At 62.9% G+C, this 19,320-nt stretch carries 14 protein-coding genes; 7 read left to right on the top strand and 7 right to left on the bottom strand.

Features of this window, described 5'->3' with window-relative positions; all coding sequences use genetic code 11:
- Positions 1-47: 47 nt before the first annotated feature.
- Positions 48-1,013: a 2-hydroxyacid dehydrogenase gene (locus tag AB3147_RS15995; RefSeq protein ID WP_367352401.1), complete on the bottom strand. Its 966-nt coding sequence runs from the start codon at positions 1,011-1,013 to the stop codon at positions 48-50.
- Between the two features lie 57 nt (positions 1,014-1,070).
- Entirely contained in the window at positions 1,071-2,066 is a 996-nt protein-coding gene (locus AB3147_RS15990) for a Bug family tripartite tricarboxylate transporter substrate binding protein (protein ID WP_175183743.1), read from the bottom strand.
- Positions 2,067-2,242: 176 nt separating this feature from the next.
- On the opposite strand from AB3147_RS15990, the gene AB3147_RS15985 reads away from it, so the two are divergent.
- The 4 genes from AB3147_RS15985 (at position 2,243) to AB3147_RS15970 (ending at position 5,481) form a co-directional block, all read left to right on the top strand.
- Entirely contained in the window at positions 2,243-3,154 is a 912-nt protein-coding gene (locus AB3147_RS15985) for a LysR family transcriptional regulator (protein WP_175121181.1), read from the top strand.
- A gap of 246 nt (positions 3,155-3,400) precedes the next feature.
- On the top strand, positions 3,401-3,823 hold the full coding sequence (locus AB3147_RS15980) for a CopG family transcriptional regulator (RefSeq protein WP_367352400.1): 423 nt from the start codon (positions 3,401-3,403) through the stop codon (positions 3,821-3,823).
- Positions 3,824-3,851: 28 nt separating this feature from the next.
- Entirely contained in the window at positions 3,852-4,949 is a 1,098-nt protein-coding gene (locus AB3147_RS15975; protein ID WP_367352399.1) for an extracellular catalytic domain type 1 short-chain-length polyhydroxyalkanoate depolymerase, read from the top strand.
- A gap of 130 nt (positions 4,950-5,079) precedes the next feature.
- Positions 5,080-5,481 carry an Imm1 family immunity protein gene (locus AB3147_RS15970; protein WP_175136215.1) on the top strand — a complete coding sequence of 134 codons (402 nt, stop codon included), beginning with the start codon at positions 5,080-5,082 and terminating at the stop codon, positions 5,479-5,481.
- On the opposite strand, the gene AB3147_RS15965 is transcribed toward AB3147_RS15970, so the two are convergent.
- The 4 genes from AB3147_RS15965 to AB3147_RS15950 form a co-directional block, all read right to left on the bottom strand.
- On the bottom strand, positions 5,471-5,971 hold the full coding sequence (locus AB3147_RS15965; RefSeq protein WP_367352398.1) for a hypothetical protein: 501 nt from the start codon (positions 5,969-5,971) through the stop codon (positions 5,471-5,473). The two genes, AB3147_RS15970 and AB3147_RS15965, sit on opposite strands and share 11 nt — an antisense overlap.
- Before the next feature lie 123 nt (positions 5,972-6,094).
- Positions 6,095-6,472 (bottom strand): DCC1-like thiol-disulfide oxidoreductase family protein, encoded by a 378-nt coding sequence (locus AB3147_RS15960; protein ID WP_056562054.1) that lies wholly within the window; start codon positions 6,470-6,472, stop codon positions 6,095-6,097.
- A 125-nt stretch (positions 6,473-6,597) separates the two neighbouring features.
- Entirely contained in the window at positions 6,598-6,807 is a 210-nt protein-coding gene (locus AB3147_RS15955; RefSeq protein ID WP_218344186.1) for a hypothetical protein, read from the bottom strand.
- A gap of 131 nt (positions 6,808-6,938) precedes the next feature.
- Entirely contained in the window at positions 6,939-7,559 is a 621-nt protein-coding gene (locus AB3147_RS15950; protein WP_218344185.1) for a DUF2239 family protein, read from the bottom strand.
- 194 nt (positions 7,560-7,753) lie between these two features.
- Here AB3147_RS15950 and guaB point away from each other — a divergent pair, with 194 nt between their 5' ends.
- Both guaB and guaA read left to right on the top strand, forming a co-directional pair.
- Positions 7,754-9,214: an IMP dehydrogenase gene (gene guaB / locus AB3147_RS15945; RefSeq protein WP_175121189.1), complete on the top strand. Its 1,461-nt coding sequence runs from the start codon at positions 7,754-7,756 to the stop codon at positions 9,212-9,214.
- Positions 9,215-9,314: 100 nt separating this feature from the next.
- Positions 9,315-10,907: a glutamine-hydrolyzing GMP synthase gene (gene guaA / locus AB3147_RS15940; RefSeq protein ID WP_175121190.1), complete on the top strand. Its 1,593-nt coding sequence runs from the start codon at positions 9,315-9,317 to the stop codon at positions 10,905-10,907.
- 228 nt (positions 10,908-11,135) lie between these two features.
- On the opposite strand, the gene AB3147_RS15935 is transcribed toward guaA, so the two are convergent.
- Complete coding sequence (locus AB3147_RS15935; RefSeq protein WP_367352397.1) at positions 11,136-17,765, bottom strand: DUF3320 domain-containing protein; 6,630 nt, start codon at positions 17,763-17,765, stop codon at positions 11,136-11,138.
- A 341-nt stretch (positions 17,766-18,106) separates the two neighbouring features.
- Here AB3147_RS15935 and AB3147_RS15930 point away from each other — a divergent pair, with 341 nt between their 5' ends.
- Positions 18,107-19,243 (top strand): hypothetical protein, encoded by a 1,137-nt coding sequence (locus tag AB3147_RS15930; protein ID WP_367352396.1) that lies wholly within the window; start codon positions 18,107-18,109, stop codon positions 19,241-19,243.
- Positions 19,244-19,320: the final 77 nt, after the last annotated feature.

Genomic DNA, 19,320 nt, shown 5'->3' with positions numbered 1-19,320 from the left:
GGTCAACCCGGCAGGCCGCGCAAGCCTCAGAAGTCAGCAGTTGCGCGTTACACCACGCGCGTATGCACCTGGCCTTCGCGGAACCACGAATCCAGACTTGCGCGCATCAGGTCCGCCATCGCGCGGCGTGTTTCGTGGGTGCCGCTGGCAATGTGCGGCAGCATCACCACGTTGTCCATGGCGTTCAGTTCCGGGGGCGTGGCCGGTTCGTGTTCGAACACGTCCAGGCCGGCGCCGGCAATGCGTTTGTTCTGCAGCGCCGCTACCAGTGCGGCTTCGTCGACCACCGTGCCGCGCGCAATATTGATCAGCCAGCCGTCCGGACCCAGGGCGTCCAGCACCTGTGCGTTCACCATGTGGCGCGTCGCGCCGCCGCCCGGCACGGCCAGCACCAGGAAGTCGCATTGCGCGGCGAGCTCGAGGATGTCCGGGCAATAACGGTAGCCCTCGGGCGCGTCGGGGCGCGGTTTGCGGTTGGTGTACAGGATCTCCATGTCGAAGGCCTGCGCGCGGCGGGCGATCTGCAGGCCGATGTTGCCCAGGCCGACGATGCCGCAGCGTTTGCCGGTCATGCGCGAACCCAGGCCGAATCCTTCGGTGGGCCAGCGGCCGGCGCGCACGAAGCGGTCGGCTTCCGCGATGCGGCGCGAGACGGCCAGCATCAGGGCCAGCGCGGTATCGGCCACGCAGGCGTCCAGCACGCCCGGCGTGTTGGTGACCACGACGTTGCGCGCCTTGGCCGCCGCGATGTCGATGGTGTCGTACCCGACGCCAAAACTGAAGATGCCTTCCAGAGCGGGAAGGGCGTCGATCAATTCCTTTGTCGCGCCGAAGCGGCCACTGGTGGCGATGCCGCGGATGGCGGCGCCATGTTCGCGCAGCAGCGCCGCCTTGTCCTGGGCCTCCCAGAGGCGATGAACGCGGTAGCGCGATTCCAGGTCGGCCACCAGTTCAGGCAGCAGGGGACCGACCATCAGCAGATCGGCGGCGGAGGCGGGAAGGGATGCAGTCATGGATACGGCTTATATAGGTAAGAAGGAAAGGCCCGCCGAGGCGGGCCGGGACCGGAATCAGTTGGTCTGGATGTTGCGGGACTTGATTATCTGCCCATAGCGTTCGCGCTCGCTAGCGGCCAGATCCTGCAGCTCCTTGGGTGTAGATCCGTGGGCGACGGCGCCCTGCGATTCGAGCTTGGCTTTGACCGCGGGATCGGCCGCCACGGCGCGGATCGCCTCGGACAGCTTGTCGATCACGGCCTGCGGCGTGCCGGCCGGCGCCAGTACCGCCGTCCACGAGCCGCTCTGCGCGTTCTTGACGCCGGCTTCGTCGATGGTGGGCACGTCCGGCATCGCGGGCGAGCGAGTCGCGCCGGTCACGGCCAGCGCGCGCAGCTTGCCGGCCGTGACATACGGCATGGTCTCCAGGACTGACGCGAACAGCATGTCGACGCGTCCGGCCATCAGATCGGTCATCGCCGGGCCGCCGCCCTTGTAGGGCACGTGCACCAGATCCACGCCGGTGGCTTCCTGGAAGATCTCGCCGGACAGGTGGGGCGCGCCGCCCGTGCCCGAGCTGGCAAAGGTGTGCTTGCCGGGCTGGGACTTGGTCAGCGTCACCAGCTCCGCGACGTTCTTGGCCGGCAGACTGGCAGGCACCACCAGCACGAACGGCAGGTCCGAAAACAGCGACACGGGCGCAAACGCCTTCACCGGGTCGGAATGCAGCTTGTAGATCCAGGGGTTGATCGCCAGCATGCCCGAGTTTGCGAACAGCAGCGTGTAGCCATCGGGCTGCGAACGGGCCACCAGGTCGGCGGCGATCTGGCCGCCGGCGCCCGGGCGGTTGTCCACCACCACCGACGACGAGAATTTTTCACCCAGGGCCGCGGCCAGCAGGCGCGCCGAGATGTCGGTGCCGCCGCCGGGTGAGAAGGGGACGATCAGATTGATCGGGCGTTCCGGATACCCTGCGGCGCTGGCCGCGTGCGGCAAGGCGGCGGTAGCAGCCAGGGCCAGCGCCGCGGCGAGGAGCCGGACGCGAATCCGGGCGGTGTTCTTTGTCTCCATGGATTTTCTCTTTTATGGCGTTGATGGCGGCGAGGCCGCAAAAAAATGGTGCTGCGGGTAAGGCATCCTGATGCTTCGCGGGCCGGAATCCAGCCCTGCAGCCGAGTATAGGGATGCCTGTCCATGGATAGCCGTTCGAGCTATAAATAGCATCAATCAATTCAAGGATTGAATCGATGGAATTCCGCCAGCTCGAGTGCTTCATTGCGGTTGCCGAAGAATTGCACTTCGGCCGCGCCGCCGAGCGCCTGTGCATGACGCAACCTCCGCTCTCGCGCCAGATCCAGCTGCTGGAGCAGGACCTGGGCGTGACCCTGTTCGAGCGCAACAGCCGGCAGGTGGTGCTTAGCGCCGCCGGCCGGCGCTTTCTGCGCGATGCACGCCATTTGCTTGAGTTTTCGGCGCAGGCCGCCGCCACCGCGCGCCGCACGTCCGGCGGCGAAGCCGGCCACATCAGGCTGGGCTTCACGGCCGTGGCTTCGTATCGCCTGATGCCGTCGCTTATCGTGCAGGCGCGCAAGCTGCTGCCGGGCGTGGAGATCCAGTTGCGCGAAACCGTGACGACCGAGCTGAGCCGCCTGCTGCTGGCCCACGAGCTGGACGCCATCCTGGCGCGCAGCGTGCCGCAACAGGCAGGCATCGAGTCGCGCCTGCTCGAGCGTGAACCGCTGGTGCTGGCGCTGCCCGCCGATTCGCCCTTGTGCGAGCACGCCATCGTGCCCCTGCGGTTGCTGCAGGGGCAGCCATTCGTGCTGTATTCGCCCCGCGAAGGCAAGTATTTCTACGACCGCATCGTGGGCGCTTTCGGCCTGGCGGACGTGCAGCCGCAGTATGTGCAGCGCGCCGGGCAGACGCATACCTTGCTGGCGCTGGTGCGAGCCGGGCTGGGCGTGGGCCTCGTGCCGGATTCCGCCCGCGAGCTGCGGTTTGAAGGTGTCGTGTTCCGGCCGATTGGCCAGCGCGATCTCTACGCGGACATGTACCTTGCCTGGCACGCGCAGCACGATAATCCGGCGCTGGATGCATTTCTGCAGCGCGTGGCCAAGCGAAACAGCCCGGAAACTGTCGGAAGCCCCGGACAGGCGTGAGCCAGACTTCTATCTAGCGGCGCTTGGGGCGGTTCGGCGCGGACAACGGCGCGCCGACGTGGCTGGCCAACCGGTGTTCGATCTTGTCGTCCGGCGGGCGGCCCAGTCCTTGCCGAATTCCACAATGAGCAAGTTGCGGGTGTCGCCGTAATCCTGGGGGTGTCCATTCCCTGGGTTGTCCATTCGTGGATATATCAAGTTGAAACATCCATAGACCATCCAAGTGGATGGTCTATTATTCGATCCATGCCGCCTCGCACCTCTCAACTCGCCTCCACGCCCAAGCCTGCGGACGAAAAAATCACCATCAACCTGGGTTATGTCGACCTGGGCCAGATTGATTTGCTCGTCCAGGAAGGGTTCTACGCCAACCGCACGGACCTCATCCGCACGGCCATCCGCAATCAACTTGCCACCCACGGCGACGCCGTGCGCCAGGCCGTCAGCCGCAAGACGCTGGTGCTGGGCATCCAGCACTACACCGCCCAGGATTTGCTCGCGGTCCAGACCGCGGGCGAAATGCTTCAGATCCGGGTGCTGGGCCTGGCAACCATTGCCTCCGACGTCACGCCCGCGCTTGCGCTCGCCACGATCGAATCCCTGACGGTACTGGGGGCGCTACATGCCAGCCCCGCCGTCAAAGCCGCCCTGCGTCAGCGCATCCGCTGACCCTCGCGGCGCAAAAAAAGGTCACGCCATGCACCCTGATTTTCAGCACCTCATGCACCGGGCTACCCAACTCACCCAGGCCGGCGATCTGACGGCGGCAACTGCCGCCATCCAGGCTGCCCTGCGAAACGGCCTGGCTGCCGCGCCTGCCCGGCAGGACGATGCCGACGTCATCGACGTGGAGGCTTGGGAAGTTCCGGATTCCGCCCAAGCTTCCAGCGCGGCGCCGCACGTTTCCGGCGACGCTGCCCAATCCGCCCCAAAACCTGCCGCCGCGGGCGATACGTTCACGGCGGGGTCATTCCGCAATTCGTCCGGGCAGCGCGGCTACAAGCTGTATGTGCCGCCCAACCCGGATGGCGCCCCGCGCCCGCTGGTCGTCATGCTGCACGGCTGCACGCAGGATGCCGACGATTTCGCGGCGGGCACCGCCATGAATGCGGCCGCGCGCGAGCAGGGCTTTCATGTGCTGTACCCCGTGCAATCGAGCGACGCCAATCCGCAGAAGTGCTGGAACTGGTTCAAGCACAACCATCAGCAGCCAGGCCGGGGCGAGCCGTCCATCCTTGCGGGCATGACGCGCGAGGTGATCGCCGCCCACAACATTGATCCCACGCGCGTGTATGTCGCGGGACTGTCGGCGGGCGGGGCGATGGCAGCGATTCTGGCGGGCGCTTATCCCGAACTGTATGCGGCGGCAGGTGTGCATTCGGGGTTGGCCGCGGGCGCGGCGACGGACCTGCCTTCGGCGCTGTCCGCCATGAAGGGCGTGGGCCTGAAACCCGCCGCACCCGCCGGCAACGGCGTGCCGGTCATCGTGTTTCATGGCGATCGCGACGCCACCGTCAATCCCGCCAATGCCGGCAACGTGATCGCGGCCAGCGTGGGGCCCAACGCGCGTGTCGAAACCGTTCGCGTGGGGGGCGCGGGCAGCAAGCGCGACAGCACGCAGCATGTATACCGCGATGCGGCGGGCAACATCGTCGCCGAACGCTGGGATGTCCACGGCGCCGGCCATGCCTGGGCAGGCGGATCGGATCAAGGGTCCTACACGGATCGGACCGGTCCGGATGCGACGGCCGAGATGCTGCGATTCTTCTTCGCGCGCACGTCGCGCGCTCAGTGATTCGCTAGCGTTCCAGCGTGGTCAATGGCGGCTTGGATCGCGGCCAATGTAGTATCGGCCGTGATTCCCCTTGCATGTTCCTTGCATGCATCCACCCCTCAACGCGCCGCTAGCCGGCGAATGGAGCACCGTGAAAATCGTCAGAATCATCGAAGAAATGCGTCAAGGCGACCAGGAACAGACCCGCGCGCATGAATCCCCGACCGAGGGCGACCTGCTCGCCGCCCTGGACAGGCTGGATGGCGCGGTCTTCAGTTCGACCGCCTTCGTGATTGATGACGACACGGTCATGTCGATCGGCGGCGGTGATGGCGCCTATGTCGTGTTCATCTCCTCCGGCGGCGACACGCGAATCCACACGCTGATCGACCCCGCCAAATCCGAAGATCACGACCAGGACCTGGTGGCGGGTGGCCAATCAGGCAGTTATCCGCAGTACCAGTGCGTGGACCGTTCCAAGGCGGCGTCCGCGCTGTTGTACTTTCATGCGCACGGCGCCGCGTCGCCGGATTTGAATTGGGCTAGCGAATAGTCACCGGCTTGCCGTAGAAAACCCGCGCGCACAGCAGACCGGCGACTCCGGCGGGCAGGGCGCCCATGAACAGCGGAAATCCCAGCGCTGCCAACGATCTGTCGCGGCTGCCGAACGTCAGCAAAAAGACAAAGGCATACGCCGCGCCAATGAGCCCCATGCGCAGGACGGCCAGCCAGGACGGCGCGACCGGCTTGAGCGCGCCCGCCGTCATCCCGCAAAAGAGCGCCGGCACACCGCCAAACAGATACGCCCACGGCAGCCCATAGAGACCGAACAGGAGCAGTTCCGGATCCTGGGCGCCGATCGACATGGTCACAGCGATGGGCACTATGGCGACGGCCGGTCCCATGAACGCGAAGATCGCGGCGCCCGACAGCATGTCGCGCGACATGGCGCGGCCGGAGTCCTCGGGTCTGCGCTGCATGCGGCGGTAGACGGCAGCGGCCAGCGTAGACGCGAGAAGCAGGGCGCCAAAGAAATAGATCATCAGGTCAGTTCCGTTTGTCAGGGTGTATAGGCTTGCGGGTGGCCGGCCTGCTACTTGCGGACGAGCGTTCCGCAGGCGTGCGCCTGGCCGTCAGCATTGTGCGGAAATTGCGCCGCAAGCGTGTCAAGGCATCTTTTTCTTGCCCAGCAACGTCAGCGTCAGGCTGCGGCCGGTGCGCATGAAAGGATAGAGCGCCTTGGACAGGCACGCGTTGCTGAATATGGTGGCGTTCAGGCGATTGAACACATCGCTGCCCGTGCTGAGCAAGGCCAGCCGGTGGATCGCGTCCGCGCCCCAGTAGTCGCGGCCATCCAGGTGCAACAGCATCCCCTGGTTCAAGTCATAGCCTTGCGCGCGATGGTGCGCGGCCAGATCGGGATGGTCGCGCATGTTCAGCATGGCGATAGGCCCAGCGGCCTTGCGCAGCCGCATCATCCGCACGTAGTTCGAGCAGAAGGGGCAATCGCCGTCATAGAGAAGGTAGTTTTCGTCGGACTGCATCGTCGGGATCCGTCGGGGGTTGCAGAAACATACCGCAAAAACCCGTTCGAGCGGTCCGCGGGGCGCGTTGCCGACGAGCGCGCTGTCGAAATGGGCGCGGCCGGCAAGCGCGGGAACCGGCGCCTTCAGCCGCCCCGATGTCCGTGATAGCGCGGCGCCGCAACGGCGCGCGTGTTCTCCTTGTGCTGGGAACCGACCAGCGCCTTGCGCCGGGCTTCTTCGTGCTGGTGATCGGACTTTGCGCGCTCTTTTTCCGCGTGCGGCGGCGCATGTGTGTCGGGCGCGGCAGCCGGGGCCGCTTGGTGGGGATCGGGGCGGGAAGTCGTGGGCGTCATGGTGCGCACCTGCAAAGGCAACGCGGCATATGCCGCGTTTTCACGTTACGCCCGCGGTCCGCGATTCTCCAGGCTTCAATTGCAACAGCTTGGCAAGTCTTGCCGTAGCGCGGCGCGGACCCGTGCCGGGATCAAGCGCTTTCGGAAGACCCTTCGTGTGCGCCCCACGCCAGTTCTGCCGCATAGCGGCGCACATCCTTCGGCCACTGTGCGACGTGCCGGGCGTACGCATCGCGGTCATCGGCATAGAGCGCACGCGTCGCATCCTCGAAACCCGGCAGGTCGCCGGCCAGGCTCGACATGAACCGGTAGGCGGCTTCCTGGCGTTGGCGCCGCGCATCCTGCGCCTCGTTGTCGCGGCGGGCTTGCTCCACCAGCTTGCGCAGCGCCACCGACGCGCCGCCGGGTTGGGCGCTTAGCCAATCCCAATGGCGAGGCAACAAGGTCACTTCGCGGGGCACTACGCCGAGCTTCGGCCGGCCTCGGCCTCGCGGGGTGTCGCCGGGTTGCGCGTCGTCAATCGCGGGGGCAACAACGTCCGTTGGCGTATGGCGGGCGACGATCTGCGCGTCGTCGCCGCGAAGGTCGAGGTCGATCTGCTTGCCGGTCGTGTCCTCGAAAACCAGCACCGCGTCGTTGCGGCGCGCGTTCAGCGCCTGCCTGACGGCCAGCGCCACGTCGGCGAGGGCGCCGGCCGCCAGCATCCGATGGCCTTCGAAGGCGGTGTGGGAATCGGGGAGGGGGGAAGGCATATTTATATCCGGGTAATTTGATGGGGAGGATTATTGCCCGGGTAAAAACAGCTGTCAATAGAATCCGGATAAAACGCTAAGGCGCGTGAACCACGTCGTTAGGCAGTGTCATAAATATCCATCCCAACCTAGGGTCAACACCTAGTCAAAACATGCCGACGGCGTATAATCTCGCTTTGCGCCCGGAGTTACCCATGCGTCTCGTTCAAAAAGCGCTCACCTTCGACGATGTGTTGTTGGTGCCTGCGTATTCCGAGGTGTTGCCGCGCGACACCTCCCTGGCCACGCGCCTGACTCGCAACATCAGCCTGAACATCCCCCTCGTGTCCGCCGCCATGGACACCGTCACCGAATCGCGTCTGGCCATCGCCATGGCGCAAGAAGGCGGCATCGGGATCATCCACAAGAATCTCTCCGCCGACGCCCAAGCGCGTGAAGTGGCTCGCGTCAAGCGCCACGAATTCGGCATCGTGATCGATCCGGTCACCGTCACCCCCCAGATGAAAGTGCGCGACGCCATTGCGTTGCAGCGCCAGCATGGCATCTCGGGCCTGCCGGTCGTTGAAGGCCGCAAGCTGGTCGGTATCGTCACCAACCGCGATCTGCGCTTCGAAGAAAACCTGGATCAGCCCCTGCGCAACATCATGACGCCGCAGGAACGCCTGGTCACCATGAAGGAAGGCGCCACGCTCGACGAAGCGCAGGCCCTGATGCACAAGCACCGTCTGGAACGCGTGCTGATCGTGAACGACGGCTTTGAACTGCGTGGCTTGGCCACCGTCAAGGACATCGTCAAGAACACCGAACACCCGATGGCCAGCAAGGACGCCCAAGGCCAATTGCGCGTTGGCGCGGCGGTGGGCGTAGGCGGCAACACCGAAGAACGCGTTGAAAAGCTGGTCGCCGCTGGCGTCGACGTTCTCATCGTCGACACCGCGCACGGCCACTCCAAGGGCGTGCTCGAAGGCGTGCGCTGGGTCAAGCAGAACTACCCCAAGGTTGAAGTCATCGGCGGCAACATCGCCACCGCAGCCGCCGCGCGCGCGCTGGTCGAGCACGGCGCCGACGGCGTCAAGGTCGGCATCGGCCCGGGCTCCATCTGCACCACGCGTATCGTGGCCGGCGTCGGCGTGCCGCAAATCCACGCCATCTCCGAAGTGGCCAAGGCGCTGGAAGGCACGGGCGTTCCGCTCATCGCCGACGGCGGCATCCGCTACTCGGGCGACGTCGCCAAGGCGCTGGCCGCCGGCGCATTCGCATGCATGATGGGCGGCATGTTCGCCGGCACCGAAGAAGCCCCCGGCGAAGTCGTGCTGTTCCAGGGCCGGTCGTACAAGTCGTACCGCGGCATGGGCAGCCTGGGCGCCATGACGGAAGGTTCGGCCGACCGTTACTTCCAGGACCCGGCCAACAACGCCGACAAGCTGGTCCCCGAAGGCATCGAAGGCCGCGTCCCCTACAAGGGCAGCGTGCTCGCCATCATTTACCAACTGGTCGGCGGCATCCGCGCCTCCATGGGCTACTGCGGCGCCGCCACCATCGACGACATGCGCACCAAGACCGAGTTCGTGGAGATCACCTCCGCGGGCGTGCGCGAGTCCCACGTGCACGACGTGCAGATCACCAAGGAAGCGCCCAACTACCGCGCCGACTGATCCGCACAGTCAACTACAATGTCATGCATCACGCACCGGCAGATCCGCAAAGAACAGCGGGTCTGCCGGTGCGGTTTTATTTCCAACGGGTAGAGTCTCCATGCACCAGCGCATTCTTATCCTCGACTACGGTTCGCAAGTCACCCAGCTGATCGCCCGCCGCGTCCGCGAAGCCGGCGTCTATTCCGAAGTCCACCCTGGCGACGTCGACGACGCCTTCGTGCGCGAACAGCAGGCGCAGGGTCTGAAGGGCATCATCCTGTCCGGCAGCCACGCTTCGGCCTACGAAGAGGGCTCCATGCGCGTGCCGCACGCCGTGTTCGAGCTGGGCGTTCCCGTGCTGGGCATCTGCTACGGCATGCAGTCCATGGCGCAGCAACTGGGCGGCGTGGTCAGCTTCTCCGACCACCGCGAATTCGGCTACGCCGAAGTCCGCGCTCACGGTCACACCAAGCTGCTGGAAGGCCTGGAAGACTTCAGCACGCCCGAAGGCCACGGCATGCTCAAGGTCTGGATGAGCCACGGCGACAAGGTCACCGAACTGCCCCCCGGCTTCAAGCTGATGGCCTCCACGCCTTCCTGCCCCATCGCCGGCATGGCCGACGAAGACCGCCGCTTCTACGCCGTCCAGTTCCACCCCGAAGTCACGCACACCGTTCAGGGCAAGGCCATGCTGGCCCGCTTTGTGAACGAAATCTGCGAATGCACGGGCGACTGGAACATGCCCGACTACGTCTCCGAAGCCGTCGCCCGCATCCGCGAACAGGTCGGCACCGACGAGGTCATTCTGGGCCTGTCCGGCGGCGTGGACTCCTCGGTTGCCGCTGCACTGATTCACAAGGCCATCGGCGACCAGCTCACCTGCGTTTTCGTCGACCACGGCCTGCTGCGTCTGGACGAAGGCAAGCAGGTCATGCAGACCTTCGCCGAAAACATGGGCGTGAAGATCATTCACGTCGACGCCACCGCGCAATTCATGGGCAAACTGGCCGGCGTCGCCGACCCCGAAGCCAAGCGCAAGATCATCGGCCGCGAATTCGTCGAAGTCTTCCAGGAACAAGCTGGCAAGCAGAAGAGCGCCAAGTGGCTGGCTCAGGGCACGATCTACCCCGACGTCATCGAATCCGCTGGCGCGAAGACGGGCAAGGCCACGTCGATCAAGTCGCACCACAACGTGGGCGGCCTGCCGGACACGCTGAACCTGCAACTGCTGGAGCCCCTGCGCGAACTGTTCAAGGACGAAGTCCGCGAACTGGGCGTCGCGCTGGGTCTGCCGCCGCAGATGGTCTACCGCCATCCGTTCCCGGGTCCGGGGCTGGGCGTGCGGATTCTGGGCGAAGTGAAGCATGAATATGCCGAACTGCTGCGCCGTGCCGACGCGATCTTTATTGAAGAGCTGCGTAATACCAAGGACGAGGCTAGTGGTCTGACTTGGTACGAGCTGACCTCGCAGGCGTTTGCGGTTTTCCTGCCGGTGAAGTCGGTGGGGGTGATGGGCGACGGGCGTACTTATGAGTATGTCGTGGCGCTGCGTGCGGTGCAGACGTTTGACTTCATGACTGCTGATTGGGCGCCGCTGCCGCATCCGTTGTTGGCTCGCGTTTCTTCGCGGATTATCAACGAAGTGCGCGGGATCAATCGGGTGGTGTACGACGTGTCTAGCAAGCCGCCGGCGACGATTGAGTGGGAGTGATCCTGCGGCCGGCACAGACCGGCATCAAGCAGTAAGCATTACGCCGAAAGCCCGCTTAAACGCGGGCATTCTTCTTGGCGTTGTCTGACAGACTGTCGCGTGGAAAACTCAAAAACCATAGCTTCTGACCGAGATGAAATTCACGTGACGGCAGCGCTTTGCGTTACCGTCACCCATCCGATACCGCTACCGTATTCGCGACAGCGGCGGGTCCCCGCCATGCGGCCGCTATGGAGCTGTCGAATGCACGGCTTGTTCCAAACGCAGTCGGCTGGAGGCTCGCAGCTGCTGGAGGCCCAGCTTTCGCGCCATCGCGTGATACGTGGCTTCACCTTCAGACCCTTGTGCGATCACGGCGCGGGCGAGCGAAGCCAGTTCCGGAATACTGATCTCGTCGGCCGCACGCACGCTGTCCTCGTCGACAGGCGCACGAAATGGAGGCTCCGCTGCGGTGTCTAGATGCTCGGGCCAGTAGAACGTGCCAACTTCTTCATCGGTAGTCTGATAGCGGGCACGTGCTATTCGGAAAACGCGTTCTCGGATGCGTCCGCCGGTACGCAGCCAGCCGTGCGCGCGGGCAATGCGGCGCGCCAACAGCGCGTCGAGAACAGGGCCTTCATGATCGACGACGTGAGCTATCATGGCCGTCAGGATGCTGGTGTAGTCTTCGTCAAAAAAGCGATTGGCATCAACTCCCGTGACTGCGTCAGAAGGATCGGTAATTTGATATAGAGATATCTTCGATGGCGCTGTTTCGGCGGTATCGACATGAGCCGGCGATGCAGATATCTGGCGGGCAAAAACTTCCTCAACTTCCTGCGGAGGCGCCGACGTCGGGAGTGCGGGGGCGTTCGGTTGTACCACTTGGACTGGAGCTTCCGACTCGTCATCCGACTTTGTAGAAGCCATGGCTTGCGCGATCGCCGCTTGCGCTAGCCGCTCAGACTCGGCTTGGCGTTCTGCCTCTTCGGCACGGTGCTCGCGCTGAGCTTTGAGCATGTCTTGCAGACGGGCATCCACTTTGTCGAGCGTGCCGCGTGGATCTACCCACCAGTCGGTGGACCAGACCCGCACAATCTCCCATCCCAGACCCCGCAAGACTTGCTCGCGCAATTTGTCGCGATCACGCGCTGTTGCGCTGCGATGGTATGTGGCACCGTCACATTCGACGCCCGCGAGGTAACGTCCAGGCGCGTCAGGATCGACGATCCCAAGGTCAACTCGGAAAGATGATGCGCCGATTTGTGACTCAACGCGCCAACCTCGCTGAGAGAGAGCGGTGGCTACGGCTTGTTCGAAGGGACTGTCGAACCCGCCCACGCTGCCGCGGTTGGCCTCAGCCAGCGCGCGGGCGCCGCGTTCGGCGAATTCCAAGAAATGCTTGAGATCGCGCACTCCGATGGCCTGGGTGCGTGCCAAATCCATTTGCTCGCCGCGGAAACTGGCGAACACGCGCAATTCGTGCCGTGCGCGGGTAATGGCTACATTCAGCCGACGCTCGCCGCCCTGACGGTTGAGCGGACCGAAGTTCATGGCCAATTGGCCTGCGGGATCCGGGCCGTAGGTGACGGAGAAATAGATGAGATCGCGTTCGTCGCCCTGCACACTCTCCAGATTCTTGATGAACAGCGGCTCCAGCTCGTCATCCGCGAAGTAGGATTCCAGGCGTGGATCCTTGCGTCGTGCGTCGTCGAGCAGGTCCTCAATCAGCTTCTGTTGCTCGGAGTTGAAGGTGACGACGCCGATCGTCAATCCACTTTCGCGAAAACCAGGTGTTGTCAGGCGCGCCACGACGTCGGCGACCAGCGCCTTCGCTTCTGCGGGGTTGGTCCGGGTGCCTCCCTTTTGATAGGCTCCCGATATCAATTGCAAGCTGACCGCGCGATCGTTGGTGACGGGGGACGGAAAGGTGACCAGTCCGCCGTCGTAGTAGGCATGGTTGGAGAACGCGATCAGGCTTTCATGTCGGGAACGGTAGTGCCAGTTTAGATTCCGTGTCGGCAGGTTGGCGCCGATGCACTCGTCGAGAATGCTTTCGAGGTCGGCCTCGACGTCTTCGTCATCCAACCCCGATTCCGCGCGGTCGAAGAAGGAGGTCGGCGGAAGCTGCTTGGGGTCGCCGACCATGACCACCTGGCGGCCGCGAGCGATGGCGCCAATCGCGTCCCAGACTGGGATCTGTGAAGCTTCGTCGAAGATCACTAGGTCGAACGCATTGGCTCCGGCCTGAAGATACTGCGCTATGGACAAAGGACTCATCAGCAGGCAGGGCGTAAGTTTGGTAAGCGCCCCGGGAATCTGGGCCATCAGTTCGCGCAAGGGAAGGTGAGCGCGCTTCTTGCCCATTTCATGGCGGAGCAGTCCCCATTCGGAGTTCCGGCTGACGTTGTCCTGCGATGGCAGATCGGCGCATAGACGGGCTCGTAACCAGTCTCGGGTCAGAGCAGTGAAGCGCTCGTCGATTTCACGGAAGTCGCGGATACGCTGTTCGTGCTCGGCGCTGACAAATCCGCGAATGATCGGTTCGTGGTCTACCACGGCGTTGAGCCACCAGCGTGCGTAGTTAGTCTCAAAGGTTCGACGTGCCTGGCCCGGAGCAACCTGGCCCTGCTCGATGCCGTGCGCCAGGGAGGACAGGCCGAGTGTCAGTGCTTGCTCGCGCGCGTGAAGCCATGCGCACCAACTGCGAAGTCCGTGTTCGGCTCGTACGATAGCCTGGCTTTGCTCGATCAGTCCGTCGAGGGACATGGACTGCCACTGCGTCTGGCAGGTCTCTGCAAAATGTCCGGTTATCGCGAGCGCCTCGCGCCGCGGCAGCAGTTGCTTCCATTTCTCCAGAAACTGAGCCCCGGACAGCGCGATGCGGCCGCCTGGCTCCAGCAACGCGTTGGCATCGCCCAATAGCGCAAGCAGAGGAGTCTTGCAGGCAATGATCTGTTCGGGTGTGTTGGCCAAGCGGGTCAGCACGGCAGCTAGATCCTCCCGAAGCTGGCAGGCCCGCTCAAGGTGAGCGAGGTTAGTGACGAGACCTTTCCACAAGCCTGCGGTGGACTCGCGCAAGTCATCCAGGGTGGCCAGCGCCTGTTCTGTGTCGGTACGCTGTCGAAGCGTCTGGTAGTCGCCCGCCAGCGTGGAACCGCATGCGCCTTCTTCCACCAGGGTATGGTCGCCCAATGCGCCTTGGTGGGCATGGTTTCGCCAATCGCTCAGGAAGTCGAGTGCGGCATGCAGGCGGTCGACATGGGTGTCATGGCCTGCCCAGAGGTTGTCGGTCGCCGGTGCCAGCGATGCATGTGCAGCAATGCTCTGGTCGAGATGGCGCAGGCGCCGTGCACGTTGCAGATCGGCCTGCAGGATCGCCCCACACTGACCATTGGCGATCGCGTCAAAATTGTCGTCTTCCCAAGTCTGGCCTTGGCGTACGGCTGACAGGGCGGCTTGCCATCGCAGAGACACGCGCACCTTGTCCTCGATTGTCTCCAAACCCGCCCAAACGTCAGAACACTGTTGGCCTGGATCGATGGCTTGGATCTGCTGCTGCAAGGCGCGTATGGCATTCCATCGCCGCAAATCGTTGGCGACATCGGGTTGCGAGGAGGCTGCGGCGGCGCTGGTCAACTGCGCGGTGACCTTGCGCTTGATCAGCCAAGACTTGGGCCAGACTGCCTGCTCGGCCTGTTCCCACATCTGCTGCAATTGGTTGACGTCGAGCTGATCGATCGTTTTGCCATAGGAAACGGAAAGCGCTGCTTGGTGTTCGCCAAGTTGGCATAGCAGATCCAATCCGTGGTTGAGCTGAACGGTAGTACTTTCAGGCCAGGGCGCGCCGAGCTCGGCATGAGTCTGACGATGCTCGCTGAGCAGCGTTAGTCCGTCGGTGCAGGCGCTCAGCACGGAGTTGGGCCACGGTGTGGAAAGCTGATTGTTCAACGCCTTGTGTTGGCGCACCAATGACGCGCCTTCCTCCAGGCGTTGGCTTAGGGAACGGGCATCGGGGCGTAGGACGAAGCGCCAATCGTGTCCTGCGGCGGACGGCAGGCGTTCGGCGAGGATAAGCAATGCGTCGCAGGTTTCGGGCGTCAATGCCGGCGAGGGCAGGCCGATGGCTTGGACAAACGCCTGGGCAGATTCTATGGCTGCCTGGGCGGCAGGAAGCACGTCACGTGCCGCAGCGATCAAATGCTGTTGCCATGTGGGCGACCAGTCTCCGTTGCCAACCAGGGCCAAGGGGTGCTGCGCCAACGCAGCATGGCCAATGGCTTGTGCATTGACTTCCAGACGTTCTACGGCATTGCGCAACTGCTCGAGGCCTGCATGGTCGTGCTGATCAGCGGAGGGCCAGGCGAGCGCGAAGGGCGGGATACCGCTTCCCTCGCTGACAGTGCCGATGGCGTCGAACAGGGTTAGACCATTGCGGCGACGCTGGTGGAGACGTTCCACATAAATATTTAGCGCATCGCGCAGCTGCTTGAGTTTTTGCGCTTCGGCCTGCCATTGCTCTGCATTGGCGTGTGCGCTGCTGGACCAGGCAGATTGCAACTGTGCTAGTACGTCGAGCTTGCGAGCTTTGCTCGAGTGCAATTCCAAGCAGAACTCGCCCAAGCCGACTTCGCGCAGGCGCCGGTATACGACGTCAAGCGCCGCAATCTTCTCGGACACAAAAAGCACGCGCCGCCCCTGCGCCAGGGACTGAGCGATCAGGTTGGCAATGGTCTGACTCTTGCCGGTGCCTGGCGGGCCAATCAGGACAAAGTCCTTGCCTTGCGATGCGGCCAGCACTGCCGACAACTGCGAGGAGTCCGCAGGCAAGGGGCAGAAAACTTGTTTGGGATCGAAATTCTTGTCCAGTTCACGTACTTGCGGGAACGGAACGCCGGACGGATAGGCATCGCGTGGGGTGTCTAGCAGGTGGCGAACGACCGGATTCTCGCGCAATTTTTCACTGTGTTCAGCCAGGTCTTTCCACATCAGATACTTGGCGAAAGAGAACATGGACAGCACCACGTCCTCGGTTACTTCCCAGCCTTTGATGTCCTTGATGGCTTGGCCGACTGCTTTCCAAACGGCAGCGACGTCCAGACCGGTATCGTCCCGCGGTAGTTCACCTTCTAACGTGCCCAGGCTCAGTTCGAAGTCCTGCCGCAACATCTCGATCAAGGTCGGATTGAAGCGAGGCTCATCGTCGTGCAACGTAAGTGTGAATCCCGATCGAGCACTTTTGCGCTGTAGACTGACTGGAACTAGGATCAAGGGAGCGCGGTAGCGCTGACCGTCTCGGTCCTCGCGTGTCCAGGACAGGAAGCCGAGGGCGAGATAAAGCGTGTTGGCGCCACCTTCCTGCAACGTTGTGCGTGCGCCGCGGAACAGATCGGTTAGGCGTGCATCAAGCTCGATTTCTGGAACGCTTACGAAAACTTCGCGTTTTTGCAGGGCTTCGAGTGCGTGTGCGCGCCGCACGTTTTCACGTTCGCGTGCTTCGTAGATGGCTTGATCACGTGGATCGATGCCGTCCATCAAATCCGGGCGTGGGCGTAGCTTTAAGGGCTGGCCGCTGGCCAGCAGGTCTTCCAGCGCGCCGGCATCTGGCGCCTCCAGCCTAAGCGCCTTCCTACCACTCTTGAAGTTGAGCAGATTATTGCGAAGCGAGAGGTCTAGCAGCTTGCGTTGCCAGCGAAGCAGCCGGTCTTTGGGATCAATCTGGCTGACATCTTCTGCATTGGCCGGGGCGCTGTCGGGAAGGTCTGGCGCGTCTTCAAACTTTGGCAGCACTGGTGTAGACGGCGATACTTCGCTTTCCGACGTCGTAGCAATTGCCGCTTCCGCACTGGCCAGGGGCTTGATGCGCTGCAATCGTGCCCGACGAATGTCCACAGCCAATCGGAACCGCGCATCTTGAGATTCGTCTACCTGCTGAGTGCCACGTTCCGTGGCGTAGCTGAAGGGAACGATGGGGCGCTGGGTAATCAGCGTCGTTTCGAAGAGGACCAGTTCCTTGAGCCGGAGGCGCTTGCGCAGGGCAGTCACATCGTCGACTACCGTGGCCGAAAACTCCTCAGGCTGCAGCCACACACCAGCAAATGCATGACCGTCGGTGAAGATGAGCAGGGGGTTCAGACCCGCTTGCTCGAGCGCCGCGCAGAACAGCAGCGCGAGGTCGAAGCAGGTTCCTAGACCCGAGCTTTCAATTTGGCCAGGACTACGTACCTTCTGGCCCGACCGTTCGAAACTGGCTGGAGGCAGGGCGTAGTCGAGTTGCATGCTCGCCACTGCGCCCCATACTGCCGAGGCCAGTTCCCAAGCCCGCTTCGCTCCTCCTGCATAGCCGTCCAATGCGGGATTTCGATCGTTCTTGCGTAGCACATCCGCTGTGCGCTTGAGCAGTCGATCTATGGCCGGGTCGTTTGGTTGGACAAATGCGGCGACCAAGTCGGGCAGGTGCGAAATGCCGCCCCATTGATTACGTGGCAGCAATTCCAGCTGGACAGCTCGTTGCGTCAGGACTGGAGTGGAGGCATTCCCGCCTAGGGGTTGCAATGCCAGTGAAACCGTCGCCGTCTCGGCTTCGGTCAGACGGGCTAGTAATCCGCCGTCCAGACTCAAGTCGAGATCGCGGATGGGATATCGCGAACCCGCTGCCAGCGCGTCGATGCGCCACCGGCGCGGCTTGATAAAAGGCGGATCCGAACTAAGTACCAGCTCCACCTGCTCATACGTCGTTTCTGTCTCGTTGATAAGCGAGAGATCCCGCAGGAGAGGGACCGCATTCTGAAAATCCGCCAGATTTAGCTTGGCGATCAGAGTGACGTCGATCTTAAGTTCGGGCGCACTCTCCGAACCCGCCAGTTGTGTCTCGTCCATAGAGCTCCCCGTAACGATCTTCAGTAACAGCATTGCGAGCTGTTACTAACTCGCAGGCATATTAGCTTCATTCGTTAAGAAACTGAAAATGAGGGACTCACGGCAGCGTTAACTACGCGAGTCACATAGATTTTTCGGCGATCTCAATAGTTGCTAATAATTACTTATATTTAGGATGCCTTTCTTTCCACGGCTTCCGTCCCCTTAGTATCGGTCGCCACCCCGCTCGAATCGTAGGTTGCGACGAAGCGCAATGCATTCATGGCGGGTTGCTTAAATGGTGACTGACCATTGATATACTGCCCGATCTCATTTAGTTAACAACCAACTGGAGATATCGGATGCGCTTGAGGGCACTTGCACTTGGCTTGATGACGGTTTGGGGGGCATCGGTGGCTGCGCAGGACAGCACTCAAACCTTACAGCATGCCTTGAAGCAAGTACCGCAGGTGGTTTTGAGCGCCCCTGAAGCGATACAAATATCCTTCCTCGACGTGCAAGCCTGGCGCGACCTTGAAAAGGCCGGTCCCTCCGCCGACGCCATGCGCCGGTTGTCCATCTCGCAGGCGATCACTCCGCTACAGTCCATCGGCTTCGGTCTGGACAAATGGTCCGCCAACGCGCATATCCCGTTCGACGAGTTATCCTATTTCGCCGGCTTCGGTCAGTCTCCCAGCAATGTCACCTACTGGGGGCTGAAGGACAAACCATCCGCTGCAAAGTTTGCCGATCGCCTGAAGCAAGCCGGGTTCAAGCCAGTCGACGGCGATGTGGCCGGTCTTTTGGCAAACGGCGAGCCCAATAAGCCCGATATGACCAAAGCCACGGGGCAGCAGCCATGGCGGGGCACGATGGGCATGCCGACGTTTGTCTTGCCGCTTGATACGGCGTTGGTGCAGGCGGCAGGGCCGACGGGAATGAAGACGCTGTCCCAGACCGCGCCGTCCGTTGCGGACAGCGAGATTGTTGGTGCGGCTGTGACCGGGTTGAAGGATGCGGTGCCTTCGGATGGCGGCCGGATCGTGCAGGCGGCTGTCATCTCGTCCGTATTCGGGTTGCAGGGTGTTGACCCGGCCAAGGTGTTGTCGGGTTCGCCCGGCGATCTGGAAAGCGCGAAGCAGAAGCTTCAAGCCGCCGCGGCAGCTAGCGGGCGCGGCATTCCGCCTTATTTTGCGGGCATCATTGCGGACGTGCAGGTCAAGGATGTGCCTGCCGTTGTGATTTCTCTGTCCTACGCAGATTGCGCTGGCGCCCAGCAGGCGGTCGATGGTGTTGGCGCTGCGTGGAAGCAGGGCATGGCCGCTACTGTTCAAGCTGATGTGAAGGGACGTACCGTCCAGGCTGGCAAACTGTGCGCGGCGGTCGTCACCTTGACCGCGGCAAAGGCTGAGAATGCGGGCAATCCGATTCTTAGCCAGATCATGAACCGCTACATGCAGCGCGACGCTTCCGTTCTGCAGATTGGTACGTCGCAGTAAGTAGCTAGCCGCTTGCCGAATCTGCGACTTGATCTGCAGATTCGGCGATCCGTGCACGGAGTGGTTGGCACAGGCGG

This window comes from Achromobacter animicus (assembly GCF_040775605.1).
GTDB classification, from domain to species: Bacteria; Pseudomonadota; Gammaproteobacteria; order Burkholderiales; family Burkholderiaceae_B; genus Achromobacter; species Achromobacter animicus.
The sequence above is the reverse complement of the archived record's forward strand: the minus strand, read 5'-3'. Positions and strand labels throughout refer to the sequence as shown.

Excerpts from the sequence above, each read along its gene's own strand:
- AB3147_RS15950 (WP_218344185.1), bottom strand. The coding sequence starts at position 7,559 with ATGCCTTCCCCCCTCCCCGATTCCCACACCGCCTTCGAAGGCCATCGG.
- AB3147_RS15960 (WP_056562054.1), bottom strand. The coding sequence starts at position 6,472 with ATGCAGTCCGACGAAAACTACCTTCTCTATGACGGCGATTGCCCCTTC.
- AB3147_RS15990 (WP_175183743.1), bottom strand. The coding sequence starts at position 2,066 with ATGGAGACAAAGAACACCGCCCGGATTCGCGTCCGGCTCCTCGCCGCG.
- AB3147_RS15980 (WP_367352400.1), top strand. The coding sequence starts at position 3,401 with ATGCCGCCTCGCACCTCTCAACTCGCCTCCACGCCCAAGCCTGCGGAC.
- AB3147_RS15965 (WP_367352398.1), bottom strand. The coding sequence starts at position 5,971 with ATGATCTATTTCTTTGGCGCCCTGCTTCTCGCGTCTACGCTGGCCGCT.
- AB3147_RS15985 (WP_175121181.1), top strand. The coding sequence starts at position 2,243 with ATGGAATTCCGCCAGCTCGAGTGCTTCATTGCGGTTGCCGAAGAATTG.
- AB3147_RS15955 (WP_218344186.1), bottom strand. The coding sequence starts at position 6,807 with ATGACGCCCACGACTTCCCGCCCCGATCCCCACCAAGCGGCCCCGGCT.
- AB3147_RS15930 (WP_367352396.1), top strand. The coding sequence starts at position 18,107 with ATGCGCTTGAGGGCACTTGCACTTGGCTTGATGACGGTTTGGGGGGCA.
- AB3147_RS15995 (WP_367352401.1), bottom strand. The coding sequence starts at position 1,013 with ATGACTGCATCCCTTCCCGCCTCCGCCGCCGATCTGCTGATGGTCGGT.
- AB3147_RS15935 (WP_367352397.1), bottom strand. The coding sequence starts at position 17,765 with ATGGACGAGACACAACTGGCGGGTTCGGAGAGTGCGCCCGAACTTAAG.
- AB3147_RS15975 (WP_367352399.1), top strand. The coding sequence starts at position 3,852 with ATGCACCCTGATTTTCAGCACCTCATGCACCGGGCTACCCAACTCACC.
- guaB (WP_175121189.1), top strand. The coding sequence starts at position 7,754 with ATGCGTCTCGTTCAAAAAGCGCTCACCTTCGACGATGTGTTGTTGGTG.
- guaA (WP_175121190.1), top strand. The coding sequence starts at position 9,315 with ATGCACCAGCGCATTCTTATCCTCGACTACGGTTCGCAAGTCACCCAG.